A 24226-nucleotide genomic window follows, 5' to 3' on the forward strand; every position below is an offset into this window, starting at 1 on the left:
GGGGCGAGAGCACGCTCGTGCTGGATGAGGGGACCGGGCGGGTTGTTCGGATTGATGAGGCGCGGCTTACGGCTGAGCAGTCGGCGGATTATGGGGTGGCAGGGCTGCGGCTGGCCGTCGGGGGTGCGTACGCGTATGTTGTTGATCCCTCGCGGGGCACCGTTCAGCGCATTGATCCGGCGTTGGCCACGCCGGTGGGGCCGGCCGTTGAGTTGGGTGGGGCGGCGGGGGCGGGTGTGGTGGATGGGGCGGGGACTCTGTGGGTGCCCTTGCCGGGCGCGGGTGCTGTCGTGCCGTTTCCCCAGGGGCGCGCGGGGACGCCGGTCCGGGTTGCCGACGCGGGGCACGAGCTGACGTTGACCCTGGCCGGGGGCCTCGCTGTGGTGACCGACAGGACCGCCGGGGTGTTGAAGGTTCTGGAGGGGGCCGGCGTCCGGAGTAGTTTCGCGCTCGGTGGTGCGTTTACGGGGGCGGATCCGGACGACGTTCTGGTGCCGGCGGGGACCGATGGGGCCGCGGTGCCCGTACTGGACGGTGGCAGCGGGGAGTTGGCGGTGGTGGACGTCCGTAGCGGGCACACCCTGCGGGCCCGGGTGCCGGGGGCGGGGCGGGGGACGCCTCAACTGCTCGGCAAGCGCGTCTACTTGCCCGACGAGTCCGCCGGCTCGCTGCTCGTGTACGACACCTCGCTGTCCGCGCCCGCCGATCCGGTCCGGGTCACGGGCGGGGGTGGCCGGCTCGAACTCTTCGTCCGTGACGGCCTGTTGTGGGTGAACGATCCGGACGGCGCCGACGCTGCGGTGATCGATGCCGGGGGTGAGGTCAGGCGGATCACCAAGTACGGCCCCGCGCCCAGGGACAAGGCCGTCGAGGGCGGCGTTCCGACGGGCGGGTCCGGCGCCTCACCGGGTCCGTCCCGGGCGGGAGTTGCGAGTGGTGCCGTGCCAAGTGGGGCCGTCCCAAGTGGAGTTGGCGCCATCCCGGGGCCCGGCATGCCCTCCGTCAACCCCCCGTCCGGCTCCCCGGAGGCGTCCGGACCCGGGCCGACCCAGCCGGAACCCGGGCCAACCCAGCCGGAGCCCGGCGCGCCCGGTGCGCCCCAGGTCGAGTCCCTGCCCGGAGCCCTCCGCGTCACCTTCGCCCCGGCGGCGGGAGCGACCCCGCTGCGGTACGTGCTCAAGGGCGCGGCGCCGGACCAGACCGTCACCCCGGACGAGGTCGGGCCCGACGGCCCGTTCGTGTTCGAGGTCGAGGGCGGTTCGTGCGCGCGGCAGTACGGGTTCACCGTGGTCGCGGAGTACGGCGGGGGCCGGCCGGGCAAGGAGTCGGCGCCGTCGGCGCTCGCGCGGCCGTGCGTCGCGCCGGGGGCTCCGCAGGACCTCGTCATCGTCCCCGCCCAGGGCGGCCACGGCGGCACCGCGACCTGGCGGGAGCCGCAGGGCGGCGCGGTGACCTACACGGTCACCGGGCCCGACGGGACCGCGTCGACCACGGCGACGACGCACACGTACCGGGACCTGCCGAACGGCGCCCCCCACGCGGTGTCGGTGACGGCGAGCAACGCGGCGGGGTCGGGGCCGGCCGCGTACGGGACGCTCGACCTGATCCCGCCCCCTCAGCGGATGAGGATCGTGAACAACGACAGCGACGGGACACTCGGGATCCGGAGCATGGCCCACCACCTGGAGGGCCGCCGGGTCGGCGAGGTCCCGGCGGGGCAGAACCCCGAGGTCGTCGTCCACTGCAAGAAGCGGGGCTCCACGATCACCGCGCACGAGATGACCACCGACATCTGGGCCTACCTCACCTACCAGAACATCACCGGGCACGTCTCGGACATCTGGGTGGACTCCCGCTCCAACGCCGACGTCTGGGACTGCGCATGACCTCCCCCCTCGCCCACCGCTTCCACGCCCTCGCCGACAACGTGGAACGTGTCGTCAAGGGCAAGCGCGACACCGTCGAACTCGCTCTGACCTGCCTGTTCGCCGAAGGGCACCTGCTGATCGAGGACGTGCCCGGCACGGGCAAGACCACGCTCGCCCGCTGTCTGACCGCGTCCGTGGAGGCGGACTTCGCGCGCGTGCAGTTCACGCCGGACCTGCTGCCGTCCGACATCACCGGGGTCACCGTCTACCGGCAGGGCACCGGCGCGTTCGAGTTCCTGCCGGGGCCGGTGTTCGCGAACATCGTGCTCGGCGACGAGATCAACCGGGCCTCCCCCAAGACGCAGTCCGCGCTGCTGGAGGTGATGGAGGAGCGCCGGGTCACGGTCGACGGCGTCACGCACCCGGTGCCCCGTCCGTTCATGGTGCTCGCCACGCAGAACCCGGTGGACCTGGGCGGTACTTATCCGCTGCCCGAGGCTCAGTTGGACCGGTTCCTGATGCGGATCACCGTCGGCTATCCGGATCTCGCCTCCGAGGTCGCGGTCCTCACGGGGGTCGGCTCGGACGCGGCCCCCGAGTCGCTGAGTCCGGTCGTCTCCGCGCGGGAGATCGCGCAGTGTGTCGAGGAGGCCGCCGAGGTGCAGGTCGCCGACGCGCTCTACGACTACCTGGTCCGGGTCGTGGCGGCGACCCGGACCTTTCCCGGGGTACGGCTGGGCGCCTCGCCGCGCGGGTCGGTGGCGCTGCTGCGCGCCGTCCGGGTGTGGGCGGCCTCGCAGGGGCGGCCGTACGCGTTCCCCGAGGACGTCAAGGCGCTGGCCGTGCCCGTGCTCGCGCACCGGCTGGTGCTCACGCCGGAGGCCGAGCTGAGCGGGCGCACCGGGGCGGACGTGGTCGAAGAGGTGCTGGCCGGCGTGGAGTTGCGCGGCGGGGTGCGCCGGTGAGGCTGACCAGAACGCCGGTGAGGCTGACCAAGACGCCGGTGAGGCTGGCGAAGACGCTGGTGAAGCTTGCTGAGACGCCGGTGAGGCTGACGTCCACGGGGTGGGGGGCGCTGGTCGGGGGCGCCGTCCTCGTCGCCGTCGGGTACGCGTTCGGGTACGGCGAGGCCGCCGCGCTCGGGGCGGTGTGTCTGCTGGCCGTCGTCGGGGCGGTCCTGTGGGCGGTGCCGGCGCCGGTGCTGCGCGTCGAACGGGTCGTGCCGGGGCGGGTGCGGCGGGGGGATCCGGCCGAGGCCGTCGTCGTCCTCGGCAATACCGGGACTCGGACGCGGCGGGGGCTGCGGGTCGTCGAGCGGGACGTCGTCGTCGAGGTGCCGGCGTTGCGGGGCGGGGCGGCGCACGAGGTGCGGTACGCGCTGCCGACGGGGCGGCGGGGGCGGGTCGAGGTGGGGCCGGTGCGGGTGGAGCGGGGCGATCCGCTGGGGCTGGTGCGGCGTACGCGGGTGTACGGGGGGTCGGAGAGGCTGCTTGTGCGGCCTCGGGTGCGGGAGTTGGCCGTGCTGGCGGGCGGGCGCGTGCGTCATGGGGAGGGGCCGGTCTCCGGTGGTGCGGACGACGGGGCGGCCTTTCACGCGCTGCGCGCCTACGTGCTGGGGGACGATCTGCGGCGGGTGCACTGGCGGTCCACGGCGCGGACCGGGACGTTGATGGTCCGGCAGACGGCGGATGTGCCGTTGCCCCTCACGACGCTGGTGCTCGATACGCGGCGGGCCTCCTACGGCTCGGCGGAGGAGTTCGAGGTGGCCGTGGAGTGCGCGGCGTCCGTCGCGTACGCCGCCGCTCGGTCGCGCTTTCCGGTGCGGGTGGTGAGTGAGGCGGGGGTGGTGCTGGCCGGGGGCGGGGACGGGGAGGCCGTGCTCGACGCGCTGGCCGTCGTGCGGTGGTCGAGGGCCGGGGGTGGGGCTTCCTTCGAGGGGCTGGAGCGGCATCGTGGGGGTGGGGTGCTGGTCGTCGTCACCGGGGCGGAGGGCGGTGGGTCGGGGGGTGTCGCTCGGCTTCGGGGGCGGTTCGATCGGGTGAGTGTGGTGTGTGTCGGGGGCGGGGGTGCGCGGGTGGGGGGCGAGGTGGGTGAGGTGCGGGTCTCGTCCGTGGATGAGCTGGCGGTTGTGTGGCGGCGGGAGGTCGCGGGGTGAACCGGGTGAGCGGCGGGGGTGTCGGGGGGCTGGGGGTGGCGCGGGGGTTGTGGTCGTTGGTGGTCGTGGCGGTCATGTGCGGGGCGGCCGGGTTCGGGTTCGCTCGGGTGTTTCCGGTGGCGGAGCTGGTTCCGGTGCTGGTGGTGGCGGTGGGGGTGCCGGTGGTGTTGGCGGGGGTGGTGCGGGGGTTGAGTGGACGGGGGTTTGGTGGACGAGGGCTGAGTGGACGGGAGTCGGGGGCGCGCGGGCGTGCCGGTGGCGGTCGTCGTTCTGGTCCGGCGTTGTGGCCGTCCGTCGTGTTGAGCGTCGTCGTCTGGGCCGTCGTCGTCAGTGCGACGCTTTTTCATGAGGTGAGCGACGGGTTGCCCGGGGGGCCGGCGTTGCGGGCCGTGTGGACGACGTTGCTGGACGCGCCGCACGCGCTGGTGTCGACCGTCCTGCCCGCGCCGGGTGAGCCGGAGTTGCTGGTGTTGCCGCATGCCGTCGTGTGGGCGGCGACGGCGGTGTCGGCGGAGCTGGCTCTGCGTACTCGGGCGCCGTTGCTGCCGGCGGTGCCCGCTGTCGTCGTCTTCGGGTTGGCGTTGGTGCTCGGGGCGGGGACGCCGGGGGCGTCGTATCCGGCGGCGGGGGTGTTGGCGGGGGCCGTGGGGGTGGGGGTGCTGGTGCGGTCGCGGGTCGCGCTGTCGCCGCGTACGGCGGGGGTGGGGGTGGCGTTCGTGGGTGCGCTCGCGCTCGTCGCCGTGTTGTTGGGGCCTTGGCTGCCGGGGGTCGGGGAGCCGCGGGAGTTGCGGGAGACGGTTGCCGCGTCGGACGTCCGGCCGTTGGCCGTCAGTCCGCTGGACCGGGTCGCGGCGTGGTTGCGGGACGGGGATGAGGAGGTGTTCAGCGTGCGGACGTCCGGGGCGGTGCCCGGGGAGTTTCGGCTGGCGGTGCTTGATCGGTACGACGGGGTGGTGTGGAGCAGTGGGGCGGGGATGGTTCGTACGGGTGGGCGGGTGCCGGCGGAGGAGGCCGGTTCTGGGCGGGCCGGGGTGGAGGAGGGGGCCGGTCCTGGGCGGACCGAGGTGGTCGAACAGCGCGTCACCGTGCGGTCGTTGGACGGGGTCTGGCTGCCGGCCGTCGGGCGGGCGGCGTCCGTGCGGGTGGCCGACGGGGTCGCGTTGTCCGTGGATCCGGAGAGCGGGGTGTTGGCTCTTGGGGAGGGGGTGCCGCGGGGGTTCGGTTATGCCGTGCGGTCGGTGGTTCCGTCGTACGACGGGGCGCGGTTGCAGGACGCGGACGTCGCCGATGATCCGGCTCGGACGGGGCTGCCCGGCGTCGATGCCGCCGGGCAGCCCCTCGCGTCCGTGCGGGCGTTTCGGGAGATCGCCGGGCGGGTGACTCAGGGGGGTGGGCGGCCCTATGAGCGGGCTGTGCGGCTTGCCGAGTGGTTGCGGGCGTCTTATCGGTTCGATGCGGGGGCTGCGCCTGGGCACAGCTACCGGAGTCTGGAGTTCTTTTTGACCGAGGGGCGGCGGGGGACGTCCGAGCAGTTCGCCGCGTCGTTCGCTGTGCTCGGGCGGGCTGTGGGGCTGCCTACTCGGGTGGTGGTCGGGTTTCGGGCGGGGGTGCGGGGTGGGGGCGGGGAGTGGGTTGTTCGGGGGCGGGATGTGGTGGCTTGGGCGGAGGTTCGGTTTGCGGGGGTGGGGTGGGTGCCGTTTTGGCCTGCGCCGGGGGAGGGTGGGGGTGGCGGGGGTGTCTCCGTTGTGTCGCCGGGGGTGGTTGAGGGGGGTGAGGGGGCTGGGGGTGAGCGGGGGGCCGGGGTGCCGTCGGGTGCGCCGGGCGTGTCGTCGGGTACGTCGGGGGCGGTGGCGGGTACGTCGGGGGCGGTGTCGGCCGGGGGTGGGGTGTCGGTGTGGGTCGTCGTGACGGGGGTGGGGGTGCTGCTTGTCGTGGGGTTCCTTGCGTACGCGGTGTGGTTGCCGTATCGGCGGCGGGCTCTGCGGCGGGGGGATCCCGATCCTCGGCGGCGGGTCGTCGGGGCCTGGGAGCAGGTTGTCGAGCGGCTTGTGGAGGTGGGGCTTTCCGACGCGGGGGCGCGTACGGCTCAGGAGGTCGCGGCGTTCGGGGCGGCTCGGTTGGGGGGTGTTGCGGGGGTGCGGTTGGAGGCGTTGGCGTTGCTGGTCAATGAGGTGGAGTACGGGGGGCGGGTGCCTGAGGAGGGGGAGGTCGAGGGGGCTTGGGGGGATTGTGCGGTGGTGGAGGGGGCGGTTCGGGGGTGTGTTTCCTGGCGGGGGCGGGCGGGGTGGGTTTTGTGGGGGGTGGTTCGGGGGGTGGGGGTGAGGGGTTGAGGTGGGGTGGGGTGGTGTGGTGAGGCGTGGACGGGGTTGTGTGGGCGGGGTTGTGTGGGCGGGCGGCGTCGCTGGGGAGGTGCGGGGGTGCTGGGGCGGTGCGGGGGCGCTGGGGCGGTGCGGGGGCGCTTTCAGCAGGGGAAAGCGCGGAGTTGCGGGGCTAACCCCCGGGTCCTTGAAGGTGTGGGGCATCCCCGGCCGGGACTGTCCTGTTCCTCAGCGCATCGGCTGCGGTGCGTCCTGTGTTTTTGGAGAACCAGTGTCTTTCGATGACCTGTTGGCCGCTGTGCCGATCGCCGTCGGCGGGATCACCGTCGTGGGTTTCGCCGTCGTGGGTTTCACCGTCGCGGGCTTCACCATCGTGGCCGTCACCGCGCTGCGTCGCGCCAAGGCCGCCTCTGTACCGGATGTGCTGCGTGCGCTCGCCTCGCTGGCGCGCGTGATGCTGCGGCGGCGTCGGTAGGTGTGTTCCGGGCGTCCACCTCTGGGTGGGCGCCCGGCGCTTCGTGTTTCTGGGATTCCTCGGGTTTGTCCGTGGTTGGTAACGGACGGATCCCTCGGGGTCTCCCGCTCGTCCTGTCGGTTGGTCGCGAGGCGGCCGGGACGGGATCGGCGTGGGACTGCGGGAGGGCGGGGCGGAGATGGCGCGGCACGGTGGTGGGCGGGGTTGGTACGGGAAGGTGGCCGCGGCGGCGCTCGGGGTGACGTTGCTGGCCGGGGGCGCGGCGGCGTGGAGTGCGCAGGCCGGTGTGACGGGTGGGGCGGCGCCGGAGGCGCGGGCGACGGGGCCGGCCTCACCGCGCGGTGCGGTCACGCCCGTCGACGTGAGCATCGCGCACGCGTCGGACGCGGGGCCGAAGGGCGTCAACATCACGATCGACGACGGGCCGGACCCGTCCTGGACGCCTCAGGTACTGGGGATACTCAAGGAGTACGGGGTGAAGGCGACGTTCTGCATGGTCGGGACGCAGGCCCAGGCGCACCCCGGCCTCGTGAAGGAGGTCGTCGCCGCCGGACACCGCCTGTGCGACCACTCCGTCTCGCACGACACCTCGATGGACAAGAAGCCGGAGGCGTACCAGGCGCGGGAGATCCTGGACGCCGAGCGCATGATCACCGAGGCGTCCGGGGGTGTACGTCCGATGTACTACCGGGCACCCGGCGGGGCGTTCACCCCCTACAGCCGCAAGCTCGCCGCCTCGCGGGGCATGCGCCCGCTGGGCTGGAACGTCGACACCAAGGACTTCGAACGGCCGGGCACGGACGCGATCGTCGCCACCGTCGAGCGGGAGTTGCCGAACGGGCCGACGCTGCTGTTCCACGACGCGGGCGGGGACCGGTCGGAGACGGTGGCCGCGTTGCGGCGGGTCCTTCCTCGGCTCAAGGCGGAGGGGTATGAGTTCGGGTTCCCGGTGCGGTGAGGGGTGAGGATTTAGCAACTACCGGGGGGTTGCCGCTTGTTGGGGACACGGTTGCCGCCGCAGGTCGCCAGGCTGCACCACCTGCGCAGCCCGCTCGCGTCGAGGAACAACCAGCCACAGGTGTCGGATTGACACTGCCGGACCATCAAACTGCTGGTGCTGACCAGGAGTTCACCGGCCTTCTGGGCGATCGCGTGGAGCGGGAGGCGCAGACCCGTACCGGGTGAGAGCCGCCAACGGGCGACGCCGGACTCGTCGCGGACGAAGACGGAGTGCGCGGCGGCCTCCTCGACCGTGCGGGCGAGCGACGCGAAGGCGCGGGTGTCGCCGGGGTCGGTCAGGCAGGCGTACAGGTGTGTGCGGAACTCGCGGGCTCGCGCCAACTCGGCTGCGGCGTCGGCGGGTTGGCGCAGGGCCTGGTCCCTCAGGCGGGTGACCGTGCGGGGGTCGGTCAGGTCCATGTGGCCGGCCCAGACGGCGAGGGTCGCGTAGGTGCGGAGCCATTCCGCGCCGGGGAGGTCGGGGGTGGCCCATCCCGCGTAGGTATTGCAGAACTCCAGGGCCGGGTGGCCGCTGGTGTTCCAGGGGAGCCACTGGTCGTCGACCCGGACGGCGTAGACCGGGCCCGGTGGCCGGTTCAGGCGGTGGTCGCCTCGGACGATGCGGTCGTGGAGGGTCTGGAGGTCTTCGCCGGGTTCCGTGTCGTACTCGGTGACCAGTACCTCGCGGGTACGCCGGTACAGATCGAGGGCTTCCGTCCGGCGTCCGGTGCGGTGCAGCGCGGTCATCCGGGCGGCGACGAGACGTTCCCGGGGCGGGTGCTCCTCGACGGGCGTGGCCACGACGTCGTCGTACCGGCCCAGCGTGAGCTGCGCCTCCGCCCTCCGCTCGACGGCCGACAGGCGCAGGTCGGTCAGCGGGGTGCCCAGGCGGGCGCGGAGGTGGTCGTCGGCGAGGTCGGCCAGGAGGGGGCCGCGCCACAGGGCCAGGGCCTGGTCGTAGAGGCGGAGTTGTTCGGCGGGGTCGGTGGTGTCGGCGGCCCGGCGGGCGAGGGTGGTGAAGCGGTGGGTGTCGACGGAGTCGGGGGGCAGGTCGACGGTGTAGCCGTCGTGGGTCGTCTCGATCTGCACCCCGTACGACTTGAGGGCTTGGCGGAGGCGTCCTACGTAGGTGTGGATGGTGGGGCGGGGGGAGGTGGGGGCGTTCTGGTGGCCGGGGTCGTCGCGGTCCCGCGGGTCGTCCCGGTCGTCCCGGTCGTCCCGGTCTCTCCGGTCGCTCCGGTCGCTCCACAGGAGGTCGATGAGGCGGTCGGTCGGCACGGAGTGGCCCGCGTGCAGCAGGAGGATCGCCAGCAGGCACCGTTCCTGGCGGCGGGTGCCGATCCTTACGGGGCGTCCCTCGTGGAGAGCGGTGAAGGGACCGAGCAGCTGGAAGTCCATGGTGCCCGGAAGACTAGTGGTGAGGGTCTGGTCAGGGGGAGGCGGAACAGTGGCGTACGCCGAGATCGACCGAGGAGAGTCATGCGCCGAACTGCTGTTGTTCCGTTGGTATTTGCCGCTGTGCTGCTGGGCGGGCAGAGCGCGTACGCCGGTGAACCGGCCACGTATCCCGATGAACCGGCCGTGTACGCCGCCGAGTCGGCCGTGCGCACCGGCACCGGATGGGAACCGGCGCCCTCCGCGCCGTGGGACGTCCCCGCCGGAGCGCGCTGCGACTTCCCGGTGCACGGGGAACCCGTCGTCGACAAGGTCGTGAAGCGGGTACTGGACGCCAACCGGACCTTCTACACGGGCGAGTTGGTCGTCCGGGTCACCAACACCGAGACCGGCGCCTTCTACGACGCCGACGCCAGCGGCTCGGCGCTCGTCGAACTCCGCGCCGACGGTGGCCAGTTGTGGACCGTGCGCGGACCGGTGCTGGTCGGGGTCGGCGCGGGGAACCTGCCGCGCGGGCTGTACATCGTGGACGGGGCGTTCACGCTGGACGTCAGCTCCACCGGGTACAGGACGGTGACCTTGGTGCGGGGTACGACGGACGACCTCTGCGCCCGCATCGGCTGACAACTGGACCGCTTCCTCGTCGAGTCGGCCCGCGCACGGCGGCGGCCCGCCGCGAAGACGTGGAGCCGCAGAACGAGGAAGCGGGCCACGCCGGCGAGAGCGGAGGCGCCGAGGTAGACGCCCTGCTCGGCCACCATCCCGGGTGCGGACTGCACCAGGTGCAGGGCGAACACCGCGGCGCCGGTGGCCAGATAGGCGGCGAGGGCCGAACCGGCGGACTGCCAGTGCTCCCGCCACACCGCCCCACGCCCCTTGCGGAACGTGAAACGGGCGTGGAGTTCGGTGCAGAGCAGCGTGGAGACGACGGTCACGACCGCGTTCGCGATCACCCACGGCACCGCCGTGGCCAGCAGGGACACCGCGAAGCTGGAGAGCACTCCGACGCCGCCGCCGAGGACCACGAACCGTACGAAGGAGGAGAGGGCCGGAGTCTTCTGCGCGAGCGGCGACGTCATGGGGACCTCCTTCAGAGGGTGTGGGCGGTGATGTTGCCGTGGGTGGTGGTGGCGGTGATGGTGAGGGTGGGGTTGCCGTTGTTCTTGAGGGAGTTGGTGATGCGGCCGTGGTTGGTGGAGGCGTCGAGGGTGGCGTTGGTGGTGGGGGTGGTGCCGATGTGGATGTCGCCTTGCTGGGTGGTGAGGGTGAGGGTGCCGGTGGTGGCTTCGGTGATGTGGAGGGTGCCGCGTTGGGTGGTGAGGTGGGCGGGGCCGGTGAGGCGTTTGATGGTGATGTCGGCGTCGTGGGCGGTGAGGTGGGCGTTGTCGGCTTCGTCGAGTTTGACGGTGTGGTAGCCGCCGGTGTGGGTGACGGTGCCGAGGCGGCCGACGCCGCGGAGTTCGGTGGCTTGGGTGGTGGCGTGGAGGTGGGAGCCGGTGGGGAGTTGGACGGTGATCTCGACGGCGCCGGTGTGGCCGAGGAGTGCGTTCTTCGGTTCGGGGGCTTCGATGCGCAGGGTGTTGGTGGTGTTGTCGTAGGTGGCGGTGATCTGGTCGGCGGTCTTCTGGTCGCGGGTTTTGGTGGGGTTGGCGGGGCGGATGGTGACGGTGGTGTCGGGGCGGTCGGCGGCGATGAGCTGGATGCGGCCGGCGGGGAGGGTGATGTGGGTGGTGATGGGGGTGGGGGTGGTGAAGGTGTGCATGGTGGGTGCCTTCCGCTCGTCGTCGTTTCTGATGAGCGAAAAGCTACGTTGCGTTGAAGTATCTGGCAACGCATTCGTTGCGATGGATGGCTGTTATTGCAGGTCGTAGCCTAGAAATCGTTGCAACGGTTCTAGATATAACGCAACAGCCACCCCGGCGCTCGTTGCAATGAAAGAGGAGTGAACGCTAAGCGGCGGGCGTGCTCGCGTCGACGACCGCCAGGACGGCGCCGGGATTCGCTTCCCCGTAGAACCACTTGGCGTCGGCCTGGTCCAACGCCAGCCAGCCGTCGGCGAGTTCGTGGGTGCCGATGTCGTCCGCGTTGTAGGAGTCGGAGGCGCCGATGTAGACGGAGCGGCCGGTGGCGTCGCGGAGTTCGACCACTGCCGTGATGACCGCGTTGTAGCGAGTGCCGTCGGCGGCGTTGGTGACGGTCAGGGTCCGGGTGCCGGATTTCTGATCGACCGTCAACGGTCCAGTGATACGCGGCAACTTGTCGAAGCCCGTGGCCAGTTTCAGGGTGCGGCCGCCGACAGTCAGGGTGTGCCGCGTCAGGTCGATCTCGCCGACGGCGGGGACGGCCCTGGTGGGCGAAGGGGTGGGTGAGGGGACGAGCGGAGGGGTGGCCGGGGTCACGGGCGCGGCGGCCGGCGGGTGGTTCCGGGGCGCGGGTTCCTCGGCGTTCCGGGTCACGGCAAAGGCCAGGAGCGCGACGGCGGTTGCCGCGCCGCCGAGGGCAACTGCCGTGCTGCGGCGGGCCCGGCGGCGGGCGCGGGCGCGGATCGCGGGGCCGGTGACGGGTGGTGGCGTCTCGTGGGCCGAGGCCAACTCCTGGAGTGCGCGGGTGAGTTCATCCGACACGGCCGTTCTCCTTCCTGGCCGTGCCGTACGCCGTACCGTTCGTCGTCTCGCGCGTCGTCTGGCGCGTCGTCTCGCGCGCAGCCTCGTCCGCCGCCCCGTCCGCCGCCCCGTCCGCCGCCCCGTCCGTCGTCTCGTCCACGGCGAGGTGCTTCGCCAAGGCCGCGCGGCCCCGGGAGAGTCTGGCCTTGACCGTGCCCACCGGCGCGCCCGTCTCGGAGGCTACCTGCTCGACGCTGAGGTCGCACAGGTGGTGCAGGACGATCGCCATCCGCTGCGGGGCGGGGAGTTGGCGCAGCGCGGCGATCAGCGCGGTGCGGTCGGGGCCGGGCCCCGGGGCGGACTCGGGCGGCGGTGTGCGGCGCACCAGCTCCAGCCAGCGCTTGGCCCGCCGCCAGCGGCTGACCGCCAGCCGCATCGCGACCGTGCGGATCCACGCCTCCGGCGCCTCGTCGGCGAGGAGTTCCCGGCGGCGGTTCCAGGCGCGCACGAAGGCTTCCTGGACGACGTCCTGCGCCTCGCCGTGGTCTCCGGTGAACGCCGTGAGCTGGCCGATCAGCCGGGGGAACGCGGCCGCGTAGAACGCGTCGAACTCGTCCTCGGTCATGCCCCCACCGGAAGTCTGGAATCGCCGTGCAACCTGACCGTCCTCGCCATGCGTACAGGTCCCGTAGGTCGAGTACATCGAAACACAACCCAACTGACAGACGACGTACGGCGGTTGCCGGATCCATCCGCCCTCACACGCCTAAGGACCACCCAAGTGCCTCACCCGCGCCACGACTTCGCCGCGTACGCCGAGGCGAACCGGTTTCGGCTGGTCATCGCCGCGCACCTGCTCTGCGGAGAACCGCGCGGGGCCACGGAGTTGGCGCACGGCACGCTGGTGCGGGTGTGCGCGCGGTGGCGGCGCATACCCCGGGACGACGTGGACTTCCATGTGCGACGGGCCCTGGTCCGGGGGTACTTGAGGCGTACGTACCGTCAGAAGAGCGTGGTGCATGGCGAGTTGGCGCGGCTCTCCGTGCGGCAGCGGGCCGTGCTCGTCCTGCGGTACTGGGAAGGGCTCGAGGAGGTGGAGACCGCGCAGGTGCTCGGGTGGTCGGCCGGTGCGGTCGAGAGCCGGGCGCGGCGGGGGCTGGCGATCTGCGGGGGCCGGGAGCGGGTCGGTGAGCTGTTCACGGAGGCCGCGACGCGGGCCGCCGCGTACGGCGACGTTCCGCTCGGGGCGCTGGGTGGCGTCGAGCGGCGGGGGCGGGCGCTGCGGCGGCGCCGGGTCGGGGCGGTGGCGCTCGGGTGTGCGCTGCTGCTCGTGCCGCCGGGCCTGGTCGTGGCCGAGCGGGTCGGGGGGTTCGGGGGTGTCGGGGCCGTGGACGGGGCGGCGCGGGTGGGCGGGGTGGCGCCGGGGCCGATCCGGGTGCTGGCGCCCGGTGAACGGGTCGAGCCCGTACCGGGGTTGAAGGTCTGGCTGACCTCCGACGGCGAGCACTGGTCGACGCCGAGGGGGGCCGAGCCGCTTCAGGAGGGGGGCTCGGGGGCGCGGGTCTCCTTGCGGGCCGAACTCGTCGACGGGGACGTGTACTTCGTGACCGGCGGGTACAGCGGGCTGACCGGGGATCCGCGCCGGGTCGAGGTGTCCGTGGGCGGCTCGGTCGTCACCGGCATGGTGCTCACGCTGGCGGGCGGGCCGGGGTGGGGCGTCTGGTATCTCGAGAAGCCGCTCACCGCACGGGAGTTGAAGGCGAGTTCCGCTACCGGTGAGCTGGTGGTCACGGTGTACGACGCCGGTGGGCGGGCCGTCGCCCGGTCCGGTGGGGGTGAGTGAGGTGACCGGGGGTTCGGCGGAGGCGAGTGAGGTGACCGGCGATCGGGCGGGCGAGGCATCGGAGCGGGGCAACTCCGTGCGGGAGTCGCCGAGTTCGACTGGCGAGGAGTCCGGTCATGGCAAGTCCGCGCGACGCACGCCGAGTTGGGCCCGTCACTCCTCCCGCGTTCCCCTGCGGCGTCGGCTTCGTCGTACCTGGGGCCGCTGGGCGCGTCGACTCGCCGTGTCCGTACTGGTGTTGGTCGCGGCGCTGTGCGGGGCCGCCGCCGTCGCCTACCGGCTGACGGAGATTCCCGAGCCGCATCCGGAGACGGTCGTCCAGAGCACCGTGTTCACCGACGCCGCGGGGGCCTATCTGGGGCGGCGTGGTCCCGTGGACCGGCAGGAGGTGCCGTTGTCGCAGGTCCCGCGGTATGTGCAGGACGCGGTGATCGCGGCCGAGAACCGGTCCTTCCGGTCGGACACGGGGGTGTCGCCGAAGGCGATCGGCCGCGCGGTGTGGGCCTCGGTGACCGGGGGCGCGCGGCAGGGCGGGTCCACCATCACACAGCAGTACGTGAAGAACGCGCTGCTGAGTCCGGAGCGGTCGATGTCGCGCAAGCTGCGCGAGGCACTGATCGCGGTGAAGCTCGACCGTACGCGGTCCAAGGACCAGATTCTCGCGGGCTATCTCAACACTGTGTATTTCGGGCGGGGTTCGGCCGGGATCGAGGCCGCCGCGCGCAACTATTTCGGGGTGAGTACCCGTCAACTCACCGTCGCGCAGGGCGCCGCGCTGGCCGCGATCGTCAACATCCCGTCGTACTACGAGAAGGCGGGCTCCGATCCCCGGGTGACCGCGCGGCTCCAGGACCGCTGGGCGTGGGTGCTCGACGCGATGGAGGCGGGCGGGGCGATCACGTCGGCGCAGCGCGCCGGGGCCGTCTTCCCGGCGTTCCGGTTCTATCCGCCGGGGACGACCGAGGGTCAGCGGCAGTACATGATCGACGTCGCGGCGAAGGAGGCGGCGAAGCAACTCGGCATCTCCGGCGACGAGTTGGCGCGGGGCGGGTACACCGTGCGGACCACCTTCGACCTCGCGCTGCAGGATGCCGCGACCGAGTCCGTGAAGGGCCTCAAGGGCCGCGCGGGGACCCGGCCGCACTCCGCCGTCGTGGCGATCCGGCCCGGCGACGGGGCGGTGCGGCTGCTGTACGGCGGCGCGGACTACGCGCGCCAGCCGTTCAACGACGCGGTCGACGGCGCCGTCGAGGCGGGGACGGCCACGGAGCCGTTCGGCCGGGTCCGACTCGGCGCGCCGCTGGCCGAGTTGGGGAAGTCCGCCGCGCCGACTCCGCTGAAGCTGGCCTCCGCGTACGCGGCGGTCGCGGCGGACGGTGTGTACGCGGCGCCCTACACGGTCGCGTCGGTCAGCCGGGGCGGGCGGACGCTCTTCACCGCGCGGCCCTCGGTGCGGCGGGTGCTCGCGGAGAAGGAGGCGTTCGTGGCGAACGCGACGATGTTCGACTGGCCGAGGCCCGGGGAGAGCGCGGCCGGGGAGTCGTACTTCACCGCCGGGGCGGGTGGCGGGATCACCCGGCGGACCGTCTGGTCCACCCGGCTCGACCGTGAACTCGCCATCACCGCCGTGCTGTTCGCTGACCGGCCCGGCCGGAGGAAGGGGACGGTCGTCCCGGCCCAGTTGCCGAACTCGCCCGCGCCGACGTCGGTGGCGGAGGGGGTCGTGGCGCGCCTGTGGGAGCTGGCCGAGGGAGTGCGTCCTGCGCGCGGATGAGATGAGGGCGGGGCGGGCGCGGGCACCGCCGTCCGGTGAACCTCCGTTCCGTTTCCTGTACATCGGCAAGACCAGAGAGAACTGACCTGTGCACACTCATGAGTTGACGAAGTCCCCGCGTTTTTCGCCGCGTTGGTACGCGGGCCTCTTCGCGGTCGCCCTCACCCTCGCGATGGCCCTGGTGAACGCCTCGCCCGCGTCCGCCGCCATCGGCACCAACCTCCTGCGGAACTGGGAGACCGGGCGACGGTGGACTTCTACAAGCACACCGACTTCGACATGGTCAGCATCCGCAACAACGCCACCGGCCGCTGTCTCTTCTGGGTCGACAACGGCCCCCGCACCGCCCCCTGTGTCTCGCCCTCCGACTGGGGCCACACCCTCAGCATCTGGCGTGCCGTGGGCTCGGGTTGGGACAACGTCCAGCTCACCGACGCGGGCGGCGGCACCTGCCTCGACAGCAACCGCAGCGGGAACGCCTATCTGATGGGCTGCAACGGGGGCGGGTTCCAGCGGTGGAAGCTGGGCTTCTGAGCCTGGGCGCTGCGGGGCGTTTCCGGGCGCGGCGGGTCGCCGTGGGGGTGATCCGCCGCGCCGAGGGGGTACCTGGGAGCGATGGGCGACATCCTCGTGGGCACCTGTTCCTGGACCGATCCGGCGCTGGTCGGCAGCGGCTGGTACCCGGTCGGGCGGCGTAGTACCGAGGGGCGGTTGAGGTATTACGCCGAACGGTTTCCGCTGGTGGAGGTCGACTCGTCGTACTACGCGCTGCCCGGGGAGCGGAACAGCCGGCTGTGGGTGGAGCGGACGCCGCCGGGGTTCGTCTTCGACGTGAAGGCGTTCTCGCTGCTCACGGGGCATCCGACCCGGCCGGGGGTGATGCCGGAGGGGCTGCCGGCCGACGCCCGGGATCCGGGGGTGCTGGACGAGGTGTGGGCCCGGTTCGCGGCGGGGGTCGGGCCGTTGCGGCGGGCGGGGCGGCTGGGGGCCGTGCTGTTCCAGTTCCCGCCGTGGCTGCGGCCCGGAGCGCGGGCGGAGGCGTTCCTCGCCGAGACGGCGCGGCGCACGGCGGGCTGGCCCGTGGCCGTCGAGTTCCGGCACCCTCGGTGGTGGTGCGCGGAGCGGGCCGAGGCCACCCGCGTACTGCTTGAGGGGTACGGGATGAGTGCCGTCGCCGTGGACATGAACCGGGCGCTCGCCTCCTCGGTCCCGCCGGTCCTGGCGGTCACCTCGCCCCGGCTGTCCGTGGTGCGGTTCCACGGGCGCAGCGCCGCCTGGGGCACCGGGACGAAGGAGGAGCGGTTCCGGTACGCCTACCGCGACGACGAACTCGCCGAGTGGATACCAGGGTTGCACGCGCTCGCCGCACGGGCCGAGCGCGTGCACGTCCTGTTCAACAACTGCTGCGGCGACCGCGCCGTGCGGGCCGCCGAAGCGATGGCCCGGCTGCTCAGGTCCGCACCGTGAGGTAGGTCCACGCGCCCCACGTGCTGAGGTTGGTGTTATCGCTCGTGGCCCTCTGGTACTGGGAGCGGACCCGGAACTTCTGGTTGACCGCCTTGGTGAGGGTCAGTTGCGTGCGCACGCTGCTGTTCGCGGCGAGGGTGAGGCAGCCGGACGTCGAGAGCGTGTGCCAGGCGCCGCTGTAGTACTGCTGGGCCTGGAACCGCTGGCACTGGCCCGCCTTGTTCGGCGTCACGGTCGCGGTGACCGTCGGCTTCACCGTGCGGTGGTAGACGCGGTAGGTGATACCTCCGGACGTCGTACTCGTGTAGTAGCCCCCGAGTACCGTCGCCACCTTGGCGTAGGTGCTGACGCCGCGCGCGGCCGTCGCCGGGGCGTAGCGCTGGTCGCCCGCGTAGGACGCCGTGAAGGTGGTGTTGCGGGTGAGCGCGTACGTCGCCGTCAGGTTGCCCTTGGCGTCCACGGTCCCGGACTTGACGAGCGTCTTCTTGCCGCCGGCGGGGGTGGCGTAGAGCGCGACGGTACGGCCGTCGTAGGTCGTGCCCAGGTGCGCGGTGACGGTGGCCTTCGCGCCGTACGCGTACGTGGCCGCGTTCGCCGCGACGGTCAGGGACGTCGCCGCGCGGGAGACCTGGACGGTCGCCGAGGCGGTCGCCGCGCGGTGGGTGGCGTCGCCCGGGAAGGTGACCGTGTAGGTGTTGGCGCCGCCCACGGGCGGGGTGTCCTTGACGGTGACCGTGCCGTCGGCGGCGACGGGCGCGGTCCACTTCACCGGCGTCGTCGTGTGCGCGGCGTCCGCGCGCGTGATGGTGACGGTCCGGCCGGTGCCGTACGGGCCGTCGCCGAGCGTGCCGGTGAAGGCGAGGGCGGCTCCCCGCGTCGCGGTCGCCGGGGCCTTCAGGGTCAGGGCGGGGGCGTACGGGGCGATCATGACGCTGCGGGAGGCGGTCGTCGGCGCGTGGGTGACGTCGCCCTCGTACGACAGGGTGTACGTGAACATGCCGGTCGCGCCCGGCGCGTCGGTGACGGTGAAGCCGCTGGTGGCCGGGTCGACCGGGACCGGCGGAAGCTGGACGGTCTCCCCGGTGGCGTCGTTCAGCCGGGCGACCTGGACCGTCGTGCCCTGCGGGAGGGGTTCGCGGCTCAGCCCGGTCAGGAGCGAGCCGGTGAGGACGACCGAGCCGGGCTCGACCGAGGTGGCGTCCAGGCCGATGAGGTCCGTCGTCATGCGTGCGACGCGCACCGTCAGCGTGGCGGTCGCGGGGCGGTGTGTCGCGTCGCCCGGGTACGACACCCCGTAGACGTACGTGCCCTCGTCCTGCCGGGTGTCGCCGATCGTGAACGTGCCCTGCGCGTCGACCGTCGTGTCCGGCAGGGGCGCGCCGTCGCGGGTGACCTGGAGGCGGGCGCCGGCCGGGAGGAAGCCTCGGGTGCTCAGGGTGCCGGTGACGGTGTACGGGAGCGTCGGGACCGCCTGCTTCGGCGGGGTCAGCGCGAGCTCGGTGTCGGTCAGCTTGGGCGCGTCGAGGACGTTCAGGGTGTACGACCCGGAGGACTCACGGGTGACGGCGTACAGCGTGGTGCCGTCGCCGGCCCACTCCAGGCCGTCCGGGGCGATCGTGCCGGTGGGGAAGGTGATCCGGTTCTCGGCGAGGCCGCCGGTGGCGTACAGGTACACGCCGGAGGTGCCGGCGACGGCGATCGTGCCGTCCTCGTCCGTCGCGAGCGCGCTGGGGGCGGAGTTCGCGCCGCCGGTGAAGTACACGCCCGGGTCCGTGCGCAGGAGGTCCGCGCTGCGGTACTCCTGGAGGGCCATCTGCTGCGGGGCGGCGAGCCGCACCTTCGCGCCGTCGGCGGTGACGTCGAGGCCGGTGGCCGTGCCGCCGTACACGAGCGTGTCGGCCTTGGCCGCCGGGGTGCCGGAGGAGACGTCGAACGTCGCGACGTGGCTGAGGCTGCCCGACGGTTCCTCCGCCGCGAGCACGCCGCCGCCCGTCGCGAGCAGCGGGGCGGTCGACCAGTGCGACATGGCGGGCTGCGGGGTCGCCTCCGGCGCGGGGGCGGCGGGGTCGATCGAGCCGATGCCGCCCCGGCCGTCCGCCGTGTACCCGTACCAGACGCGGCCCGCCTCCACCGCGACCGAGACCGGGGCGCTGCCCGTGCCCGTGGGCCAGCGGGCCGTCTCCTTCAGCGTCGCCGTGTCGATCGCGGCTATCGCGCCCGCGTCCGCCAGCGCCGCGTACAGGGTGGTGCCGTCGGGGGACAGCGCCAGGCCCGTCGCGCCCTGCTCGTCCGCGATCGTCGTCACGCGCGCGCCCGCCAGGTCCGTCACCACGATGCCGGTCGAGCCCTTGCCCTCGGTGAAGAAGAGGTGGCCGTGGGCGGGGTCGGCCTGGAGGTGCGCGTACGCCGCGAGCGGGAGGGGGGTGGCGGCGGGCGTCGCGTACGCGGTGCCGGTCACGGCGAGGGTGCCGGCTGCGGTCGTCAGGGCGACGAGCAGCGCGAGCGTGGTGGCGGGCGCGCGGTGTCTGTGGTGCATGGGTCCCCCGGGGCGGAAGTGGTGCGTTCGATTCGGACCATATCGTCCGGCACCGACAATCTGTTCGGGGGCTGTGGATAACTCGGTCGGGTGGGGGGGCTCACCAGCGCAGGCGCAGGGTGGAGACGCGGTCGAGGAGGAGGCCGGAGAGAAGGCGGTGGTCCTGGAGCGAGGGGTGCCAGTCGCAGGCGAGGAGGTCCAGGGCGGCGTCCCCGTAGTACCAGTGGTGGACCCGGTGGTCACCTTGGGTACTACGGGTCCTGGTGATGCGCTCGACGGTCTCCCGGTAGGGGACGGTGGAGACCCGGGTGGAGCTGACGACGATGTGCGGGCGGGGACCGTAGCGGGCCCGGAGCCTGTCCAGAAAGCCGTGGTAGGCGGTCTCGTACGCGGCGAGCAGTTCCGCCTCCGTCGCCCACGCCTCGCCCGGGTGGAGAGGGGTGGAGAAGTCGTTGATGCCCAGGCCGACGACGATGAGCTGGGGCCGCCAGGTGGGCGGTCGGTGCCAGACGTCGCCGTCGACGTTCAACAGCGCCCGGTCGTAGTACGTCCGGTAGTCCGTGCCGGGGCTCGTACCGGCGTAGTTGCGGACCATGCCCCGCCCCGAGAAGGCGTTGTTCTGGTGGTCCGCGCCGAGCGCTCTCGCGGTCAGGGCGGCGAAGGAGAGGTCGGCGTTGGTGTTCCGGTCGACGCCGCCGATCCCCGAACAGTCGCGCACGCCCGAGACGTTGCCGTACCCGGCGGTGAACGAGTCCCCGATGAACTCGATCTGCCGGTGCCGGGGGCGCGGACCGGGCAGCAGCGCACCGCCGGGCGCGGCCACGAACCCCCCGAACTTCCCTACGGCCCAAGGGCTTTCGGTCCGCTTCACGAGCCGCACACGGTGCACGGCGTCGGCGAGCCCGTCGACCCACACGGTCGCCCGCCCCGGTGTCACCACCGTCCGCGCGGTCACGCCGTCGATCTGCACGTCGTAGTCGTTGACGGCGTCGTCGAGCACGACGCCCACCCCGCTCCCCCGGAAGCGGGCCTCGAAGTAGACGCCGGGCCAGGTGAATTGGACGAATCCGTCGGCGGCCGGCGCCGTCCGGCCGACCGTGCGGTAGCGGGCCGGGGCGGCGTTCGCGCGGGACGGCGTGGCAACGGACGGTGTGGCGACGGACGCCACCAGTCCAGCCGCCGCTGCGGTCACCAATGTCCGTCGGGAGATGGGGTGTTGAGGTACAGAAGGCGTGTGCATGTGGCCCTCCTCGGGTGACGAGTCGGATGCGGGAGCGCTCCCAGGTGTTCAAGGTGACCGTGCCGCGCGTGCTCGTCAATGCCCCCTACAGGGGCCCTAGTTGGCGCGCCAGACCGTGAGGTCGGCCATCACGAAGTTGATCCTGGAGTCGGGCAGGGCGGTCGACTTGACCTGGATCACGAGCAGGGCGATGTCCCCGGAACGGTTCTTGACACAGATCTGGCTGCCGGCCGCCGCGGACGCGAGCGACACACTGCTGCCGACGGCGGCGGGCCCCGCGAGCAGAGCGCCGCACGTGTCGTAGGAGCCGTCCGGCGGGCCCGCGAGCAGCACCATCTCGGTGGTGTCGCTCTTCAGGGCGCATTCGCCGTCGCCGCAGACGAGGCGGATGTCCCCCTTGCGGTCGTCGCGGCTGACCGGCTCCCGGAGGCTGACCGAATTGTCCTGGTCCAGGTGCGTCAGCGGGTACGGCAGCGCGACGACCGGAGCCGAACCCGCGCCGGAAGGTCCGGCCGCTCCCGCCGCCAGGTCGTCGGCGGCCTCCTCGGGGACGGCCCCCGCCGAATGCGAAGCCGAAGTCGACGCGGACGCGGACGCGGACGGCGTGGCCGGCGGCGACGCGTCGGCCCGGTTCCGGCTCAGCTCGGCGAACTCCACCCCCAGCCACACCAGCGCGGCGAGGACCGGCACGGCCAGCAGAGCGCCGACGCCCGCGATCATCCTCCTGCGCTTGCGGGACGAGGCTACCCGTACGACCTCAGAGGGAGGCGCCCATACGTCGGTGGCGGCCAGGGTCGGTACCAGGGTGGGTGCGGGCGCCGGTACAGGTGGCCCCACGACCTCGTGCCACACCTCGGGTCCCCCGGAGGTATCAGCCTCCGGCCCCAGTTCCCGCCGGCACCAGGCGACGATCTCCGCCGGGGTGGCTCGCTCCTGCGGATCGGCGGCCAGGCAGCGCGCGAGGATCGGCCGGAGCCGGTCGGGCAGCGGTGACAGGTCGGGCGCGGAGTTCACGATCCGGTACATCACGTTGAGCGCGGAACCGCTCCCGTACAGCGGCTCGCCGAGCGCGGCGAACGCGACCGTCTGGCCGAGCGCGAACACGTCGGTCGCCGGGGTGATCTCATCGGCGGACGCCTGCTCCGGGGCCATGAACTGGGGCGTGCCGATGGTGGATTGCTGGGTGGTGTGCACGGTCGCGTCGGGCGCGAGCGAGATGCCGAAGTCGATGACGCGGGGCCCGTCGGGCGCGAGCAGCACGTTCGACGGCTTCAAGTCCCGGTGCACGACACCGACTTCGTGGATGGCCTCCAGCGCCTCGGCCACGCCCGCCATCAGCCACAGCACCGCCGGTACCGGCAACGCCCCGTGCCTGGCGACGAGTTCGGACAGCGAGGGCCCCGGCACGTACAGCGTGGCCAGCCAGGGCGGCATGCCGTCCGCGTCGGCGTCGATCAACTCGGCCGTGTAGGCGCCCCGTACGCGCCGGGCCGCCTTCACCTCGCGGTGGAACCGCTTGCGGAAAACGGGGTCGTCGGCCAGCTCCGGCCGGACGACCTTCACCGCGACGGCCCGGCCACCTCGCGTGTACGACAGGTAGACCCGCCCCATGCCGCCCGTGCCGAGCCGCGCCACCAGCCGGTATCCGCCCGCCACTTGGGGGTCGTCCCGCTGGAGCCGCTGGAACCCCCCGCCCTCGTTCCCCATCGCCGCACTTCCCCCCTGTGTTCGGACGATCACGAAGAGCCTAAGGGGCGGCGAGCTGCGCACGAGGTCAGGGGGATGCCTGAACAAGCAGTTCAGCGGCCAGAGTTCGGGCCCACCACTCCTCGACGCGGTCGGCGGACCAGCCCCGTTCGCCGGTGAGCACGGTGTAGACGTCGATGTTGCACAGGGCCGCGTAGACGTCGGTCGCGGTGCGAACGTCCGTGTCCGCGCGGAGAGTTCCGGCGGGCCAGGACGAGAAGACCTGCGTCCGGGTCGCGTCGCCGCCCTCGCGGCCCGCGCGGTAGAGCTCCGCCAACTCCGGTTCCGCGCGCGCCGCTTCGCGGATCAGCGTGATGACGTCACCGGCCCGTTCGTACAGGCGGCGGTCATAGGCTGCGAGCGCGGCGAGCTGGTCGGCGGGGCCCGCGGCCGGGGACTCCAGGTCCGCGAGGAGCCGGGACAGGTCGGCGGAGAGGTCGGCGGCGTCCGCCAGGGCCCGGGTCAGCTCCGTCTTGTTGCCGTACGTCGCGTAGACCGTCGGCACCGAGACGCCCGCCTCGCGGGCCACGTCCCGCACGGTCGTCGCCGCCCAGCCCCGCTCGACGAACAGCCGCCGCGCCGCCCGCGCGATGTCCAGCCGGGTCTCCTTGGCCTGCGCCGTCCTGCGCAGGGAGTCGTAACGCCGCCGGTCGGGTTCCGCGCCCACGCCTCTCCCTCAATTGACTTTACGTTGCTAATAATGAATACATGTTACGTCAACTCGCACGTCCGGCCGCCCGTGACGTCTCCACGGCCGCCGGTCTCGCCGCCATCGCGTTCGCCTCGCTGATCGTCCTGGGCAACGTGGTGCTCGTACCGGCGGGACTGCCCCGCACCGGGGCCCAACTTGCCGACGTCAGCGTGTTCTTCGAGGAGCACGGCCAACTCGTGGGCGTCGGCTCGGCGTTGACCCCGGCGGCCTGGGTGGCGGCGACGCTGTTCGGGGCGGGTGCGCTCGCCGTGCTGCGCCGGGACGAACGCGAACCGGGCACCGCCTGGGCCCTGTTCGGGTTCGCGGGGCTCGTCCTCCAGAACGCCGCGTTCACCGGAGTCATCGCGCTGCGCCTCGCCCTGGCCTCGTCCGACGGGGACGCCGCCCCGGCGCTGTGGCCCCTGCACGACACCCTGTTCACGCTCAACGGCACGTTCCTGGCCGTCGCCCTGACCGGCCTGTCCCTCGCGGGCCTCCAGGCCGGTCTCGTACGGCCATGGCTCGCCCGCCTGAGCCTGGCCTCGGCCACGCTCCAGTTCACCTCGGCGACCCTCACACCCCTGGTCGTCGACCACGACGGCCCGCTGGGTCTCCTCGGCCTCACCGGCTGGCTCCTGTGGGTGATCTGGCTCGTCTCCTACGGGATCACCCTGATCCGCCTGACACCGGGGCGGCGGGCCGCCGGGGCGACCGAGGAGCCGGCCATCGCGTAGTACCCGTAGTACCCCTACTCCTCCACGCCCCCTTCCCACTCCACCTTCAGCTCACCCCGGCGCCCGAAGCGTTCGAGGTGGCTCCCCACCACTCCTTGGATCGCGACGACCGCCTCCGCGTCGGGGCCGGTCACCTCGATCAGGAGGTGGTCGGCGGCGGAGTGCAGGAGGGCGGTGGTCTTGTCGAAGACGAGGCGGAGGTCGCCCTCGGGGGTCTCCTCGGCGGGGACCTTGCGGCCGAGGTGGGAGGCGAGCTGCTTGGCGTAGCGGGCCGGGGTGTCGGTGGCGACGCGGGCACGGGAGGTGGGCATGGGGGCCTCCGGTATTACGGGGATGCCAGTAAGGGGGATCGAGTGCTGGATTGAATCTTCAAACGACAACA

The 24226-nt window shown here is 72.7% G+C and carries 21 protein-coding genes; 11 read left to right on the forward strand and 10 right to left on the reverse strand.

Annotated features, from left to right (window positions below; all coding sequences use genetic code 11):
• Positions 1-518 precede the first annotated feature (518 nt).
• The 6 genes from IAG44_RS18775 to IAG44_RS18800 all read left to right on the forward strand — a co-directional run bounded on the left by IAG44_RS18775 (position 519) and on the right by IAG44_RS18800 (position 7774).
• Positions 519-1886, forward strand: a complete 1368-nt coding sequence (locus IAG44_RS18775; RefSeq protein WP_187748252.1) for a hypothetical protein — start codon at positions 519-521, stop codon at positions 1884-1886.
• Positions 1883-2833: an AAA family ATPase gene (locus tag IAG44_RS18780; RefSeq protein ID WP_187748253.1), complete on the forward strand. Its 951-nt coding sequence runs from the start codon at positions 1883-1885 to the stop codon at positions 2831-2833. Before IAG44_RS18775 ends, IAG44_RS18780 begins: the two co-directional genes overlap by 4 nt.
• A complete protein-coding gene (locus tag IAG44_RS18785; protein ID WP_246561853.1) occupies positions 2830-4023 on the forward strand; it encodes a DUF58 domain-containing protein in 1194 nt (397 codons plus the stop codon). Before IAG44_RS18780 ends, IAG44_RS18785 begins: the two co-directional genes overlap by 4 nt.
• Positions 4020-6353 (forward strand): transglutaminase TgpA family protein, encoded by a 2334-nt coding sequence (locus tag IAG44_RS18790; RefSeq protein ID WP_187748254.1) that lies wholly within the window; start codon positions 4020-4022, stop codon positions 6351-6353. The genes IAG44_RS18785 and IAG44_RS18790 overlap by 4 nt, the downstream gene beginning before the upstream one ends.
• A 259-nt stretch (positions 6354-6612) precedes the next feature.
• The gene (locus IAG44_RS18795) at positions 6613-6816 is read left to right on the forward strand and encodes a hypothetical protein (protein WP_187748255.1); all 204 of its coding nucleotides are present in this window, start codon (positions 6613-6615) and stop codon (positions 6814-6816) included.
• A 178-nt stretch (positions 6817-6994) separates the two neighbouring features.
• Positions 6995-7774 carry a polysaccharide deacetylase family protein gene (locus IAG44_RS18800; protein ID WP_187752759.1) on the forward strand — a complete coding sequence of 260 codons (780 nt, stop codon included), beginning with the start codon at positions 6995-6997 and terminating at the stop codon, positions 7772-7774.
• An 11-nt stretch (positions 7775-7785) separates the two neighbouring features.
• Here IAG44_RS18800 and IAG44_RS18805 read toward each other — a convergent pair whose 3' ends face one another.
• The 5 genes from IAG44_RS18805 to IAG44_RS18825 form a co-directional block, all read right to left on the reverse strand.
• Complete coding sequence (locus IAG44_RS18805) at positions 7786-9213, reverse strand: BTAD domain-containing putative transcriptional regulator (RefSeq protein WP_187748256.1); 1428 nt, start codon at positions 9211-9213, stop codon at positions 7786-7788.
• Between the two features lie 395 nt (positions 9214-9608).
• A complete protein-coding gene (locus IAG44_RS44765) occupies positions 9609-10289 on the reverse strand; it encodes a GtrA family protein (protein WP_246561855.1) in 681 nt (226 codons plus the stop codon).
• Positions 10290-10300: 11 nt separating this feature from the next.
• Positions 10301-10972 carry a DUF4097 family beta strand repeat-containing protein gene (locus IAG44_RS18815; protein WP_187748257.1) on the reverse strand — a complete coding sequence of 224 codons (672 nt, stop codon included), beginning with the start codon at positions 10970-10972 and terminating at the stop codon, positions 10301-10303.
• 187 nt (positions 10973-11159) lie between these two features.
• On the reverse strand, positions 11160-11834 hold the full coding sequence (locus tag IAG44_RS18820) for a hypothetical protein (protein ID WP_187748258.1): 675 nt from the start codon (positions 11832-11834) through the stop codon (positions 11160-11162).
• A complete protein-coding gene (locus IAG44_RS18825; protein ID WP_425508457.1) occupies positions 11824-12438 on the reverse strand; it encodes a SigE family RNA polymerase sigma factor in 615 nt (204 codons plus the stop codon). Before IAG44_RS18825 ends, IAG44_RS18820 begins: the two co-directional genes overlap by 11 nt.
• Before the next feature lie 156 nt (positions 12439-12594).
• On the opposite strand from IAG44_RS18825, the gene IAG44_RS18830 reads away from it, so the two are divergent.
• From IAG44_RS18830 to IAG44_RS18845, 4 genes are all read left to right on the forward strand, one after another.
• On the forward strand, positions 12595-13656 hold the full coding sequence (locus IAG44_RS18830) for a sigma factor-like helix-turn-helix DNA-binding protein (protein ID WP_187748259.1): 1062 nt from the start codon (positions 12595-12597) through the stop codon (positions 13654-13656).
• Positions 13657-13879: 223 nt separating this feature from the next.
• Positions 13880-15430 carry a transglycosylase domain-containing protein gene (locus IAG44_RS18835; protein WP_246561857.1) on the forward strand — a complete coding sequence of 517 codons (1551 nt, stop codon included), beginning with the start codon at positions 13880-13882 and terminating at the stop codon, positions 15428-15430.
• Positions 15431-15679: 249 nt separating this feature from the next.
• Positions 15680-15964, forward strand: a complete 285-nt coding sequence (locus IAG44_RS18840) for an RICIN domain-containing protein (protein ID WP_187748260.1) — start codon at positions 15680-15682, stop codon at positions 15962-15964.
• Positions 15965-16045: 81 nt separating this feature from the next.
• Entirely contained in the window at positions 16046-16897 is an 852-nt protein-coding gene (locus IAG44_RS18845) for a DUF72 domain-containing protein (RefSeq protein WP_187748261.1), read from the forward strand.
• Here the strand turns inward: IAG44_RS18845 and IAG44_RS18850 are convergent.
• From IAG44_RS18850 to IAG44_RS18865, 4 genes are all read right to left on the reverse strand, one after another.
• On the reverse strand, positions 16881-19433 hold the full coding sequence (locus tag IAG44_RS18850; protein WP_187748262.1) for a hypothetical protein: 2553 nt from the start codon (positions 19431-19433) through the stop codon (positions 16881-16883). The genes IAG44_RS18845 and IAG44_RS18850 overlap by 17 nt on opposite strands.
• Positions 19434-19533: 100 nt before the next feature.
• Complete coding sequence (locus IAG44_RS18855) at positions 19534-20673, reverse strand: SGNH/GDSL hydrolase family protein (RefSeq protein WP_187748263.1); 1140 nt, start codon at positions 20671-20673, stop codon at positions 19534-19536.
• 96 nt (positions 20674-20769) lie between these two features.
• Entirely contained in the window at positions 20770-22380 is a 1611-nt protein-coding gene (locus IAG44_RS18860) for a serine/threonine-protein kinase (protein ID WP_187748264.1), read from the reverse strand.
• 67 nt (positions 22381-22447) lie between these two features.
• Positions 22448-23086 carry a TetR/AcrR family transcriptional regulator gene (locus IAG44_RS18865; protein ID WP_187748265.1) on the reverse strand — a complete coding sequence of 213 codons (639 nt, stop codon included), beginning with the start codon at positions 23084-23086 and terminating at the stop codon, positions 22448-22450.
• Between the two features lie 41 nt (positions 23087-23127).
• On the opposite strand from IAG44_RS18865, the gene IAG44_RS18870 reads away from it, so the two are divergent.
• On the forward strand, positions 23128-23844 hold the full coding sequence (locus IAG44_RS18870) for a 2-oxoglutarate/malate transporter (protein ID WP_246561859.1): 717 nt from the start codon (positions 23128-23130) through the stop codon (positions 23842-23844).
• 14 nt (positions 23845-23858) lie between these two features.
• Here IAG44_RS18870 and IAG44_RS18875 read toward each other — a convergent pair whose 3' ends face one another.
• A complete protein-coding gene (locus tag IAG44_RS18875; RefSeq protein ID WP_187748266.1) occupies positions 23859-24155 on the reverse strand; it encodes a DUF2218 domain-containing protein in 297 nt (98 codons plus the stop codon).
• Between the last annotated feature and the right edge of the window lie 71 nt (positions 24156-24226).

The organism is Streptomyces roseirectus (assembly GCF_014489635.1).
GTDB lineage: Bacteria > Actinomycetota > Actinomycetes > Streptomycetales > Streptomycetaceae > Streptomyces > Streptomyces roseirectus.

Bases quoted from the DNA above. Each gene is read 5' to 3' on its own strand.
- IAG44_RS18780 (WP_187748253.1), top strand. From the start codon at position 1,883: ATGACCTCCCCCCTCGCCCACCGCTTCCACGCCCTCGCCGACAACGTG.
- IAG44_RS18800 (WP_187752759.1), top strand. From the start codon at position 6,995: ATGGCGCGGCACGGTGGTGGGCGGGGTTGGTACGGGAAGGTGGCCGCG.
- IAG44_RS18805 (WP_187748256.1), bottom strand. From the start codon at position 9,213: ATGGACTTCCAGCTGCTCGGTCCCTTCACCGCTCTCCACGAGGGACGC.
- IAG44_RS44765 (WP_246561855.1), bottom strand. From the start codon at position 10,289: ATGACGTCGCCGCTCGCGCAGAAGACTCCGGCCCTCTCCTCCTTCGTA.
- IAG44_RS18815 (WP_187748257.1), bottom strand. From the start codon at position 10,972: ATGCACACCTTCACCACCCCCACCCCCATCACCACCCACATCACCCTC.
- IAG44_RS18825 (WP_425508457.1), bottom strand. From the start codon at position 12,438: ATGACCGAGGACGAGTTCGACGCGTTCTACGCGGCCGCGTTCCCCCGG.
- IAG44_RS18845 (WP_187748261.1), top strand. From the start codon at position 16,046: ATGGGCGACATCCTCGTGGGCACCTGTTCCTGGACCGATCCGGCGCTG.
- IAG44_RS18850 (WP_187748262.1), bottom strand. From the start codon at position 19,433: ATGCACCACAGACACCGCGCGCCCGCCACCACGCTCGCGCTGCTCGTC.
- IAG44_RS18855 (WP_187748263.1), bottom strand. From the start codon at position 20,673: ATGCACACGCCTTCTGTACCTCAACACCCCATCTCCCGACGGACATTG.
- IAG44_RS18860 (WP_187748264.1), bottom strand. From the start codon at position 22,380: ATGGGGAACGAGGGCGGGGGGTTCCAGCGGCTCCAGCGGGACGACCCC.
- IAG44_RS18870 (WP_246561859.1), top strand. From the start codon at position 23,128: ATGTTACGTCAACTCGCACGTCCGGCCGCCCGTGACGTCTCCACGGCC.
- IAG44_RS18875 (WP_187748266.1), bottom strand. From the start codon at position 24,155: ATGCCCACCTCCCGTGCCCGCGTCGCCACCGACACCCCGGCCCGCTAC.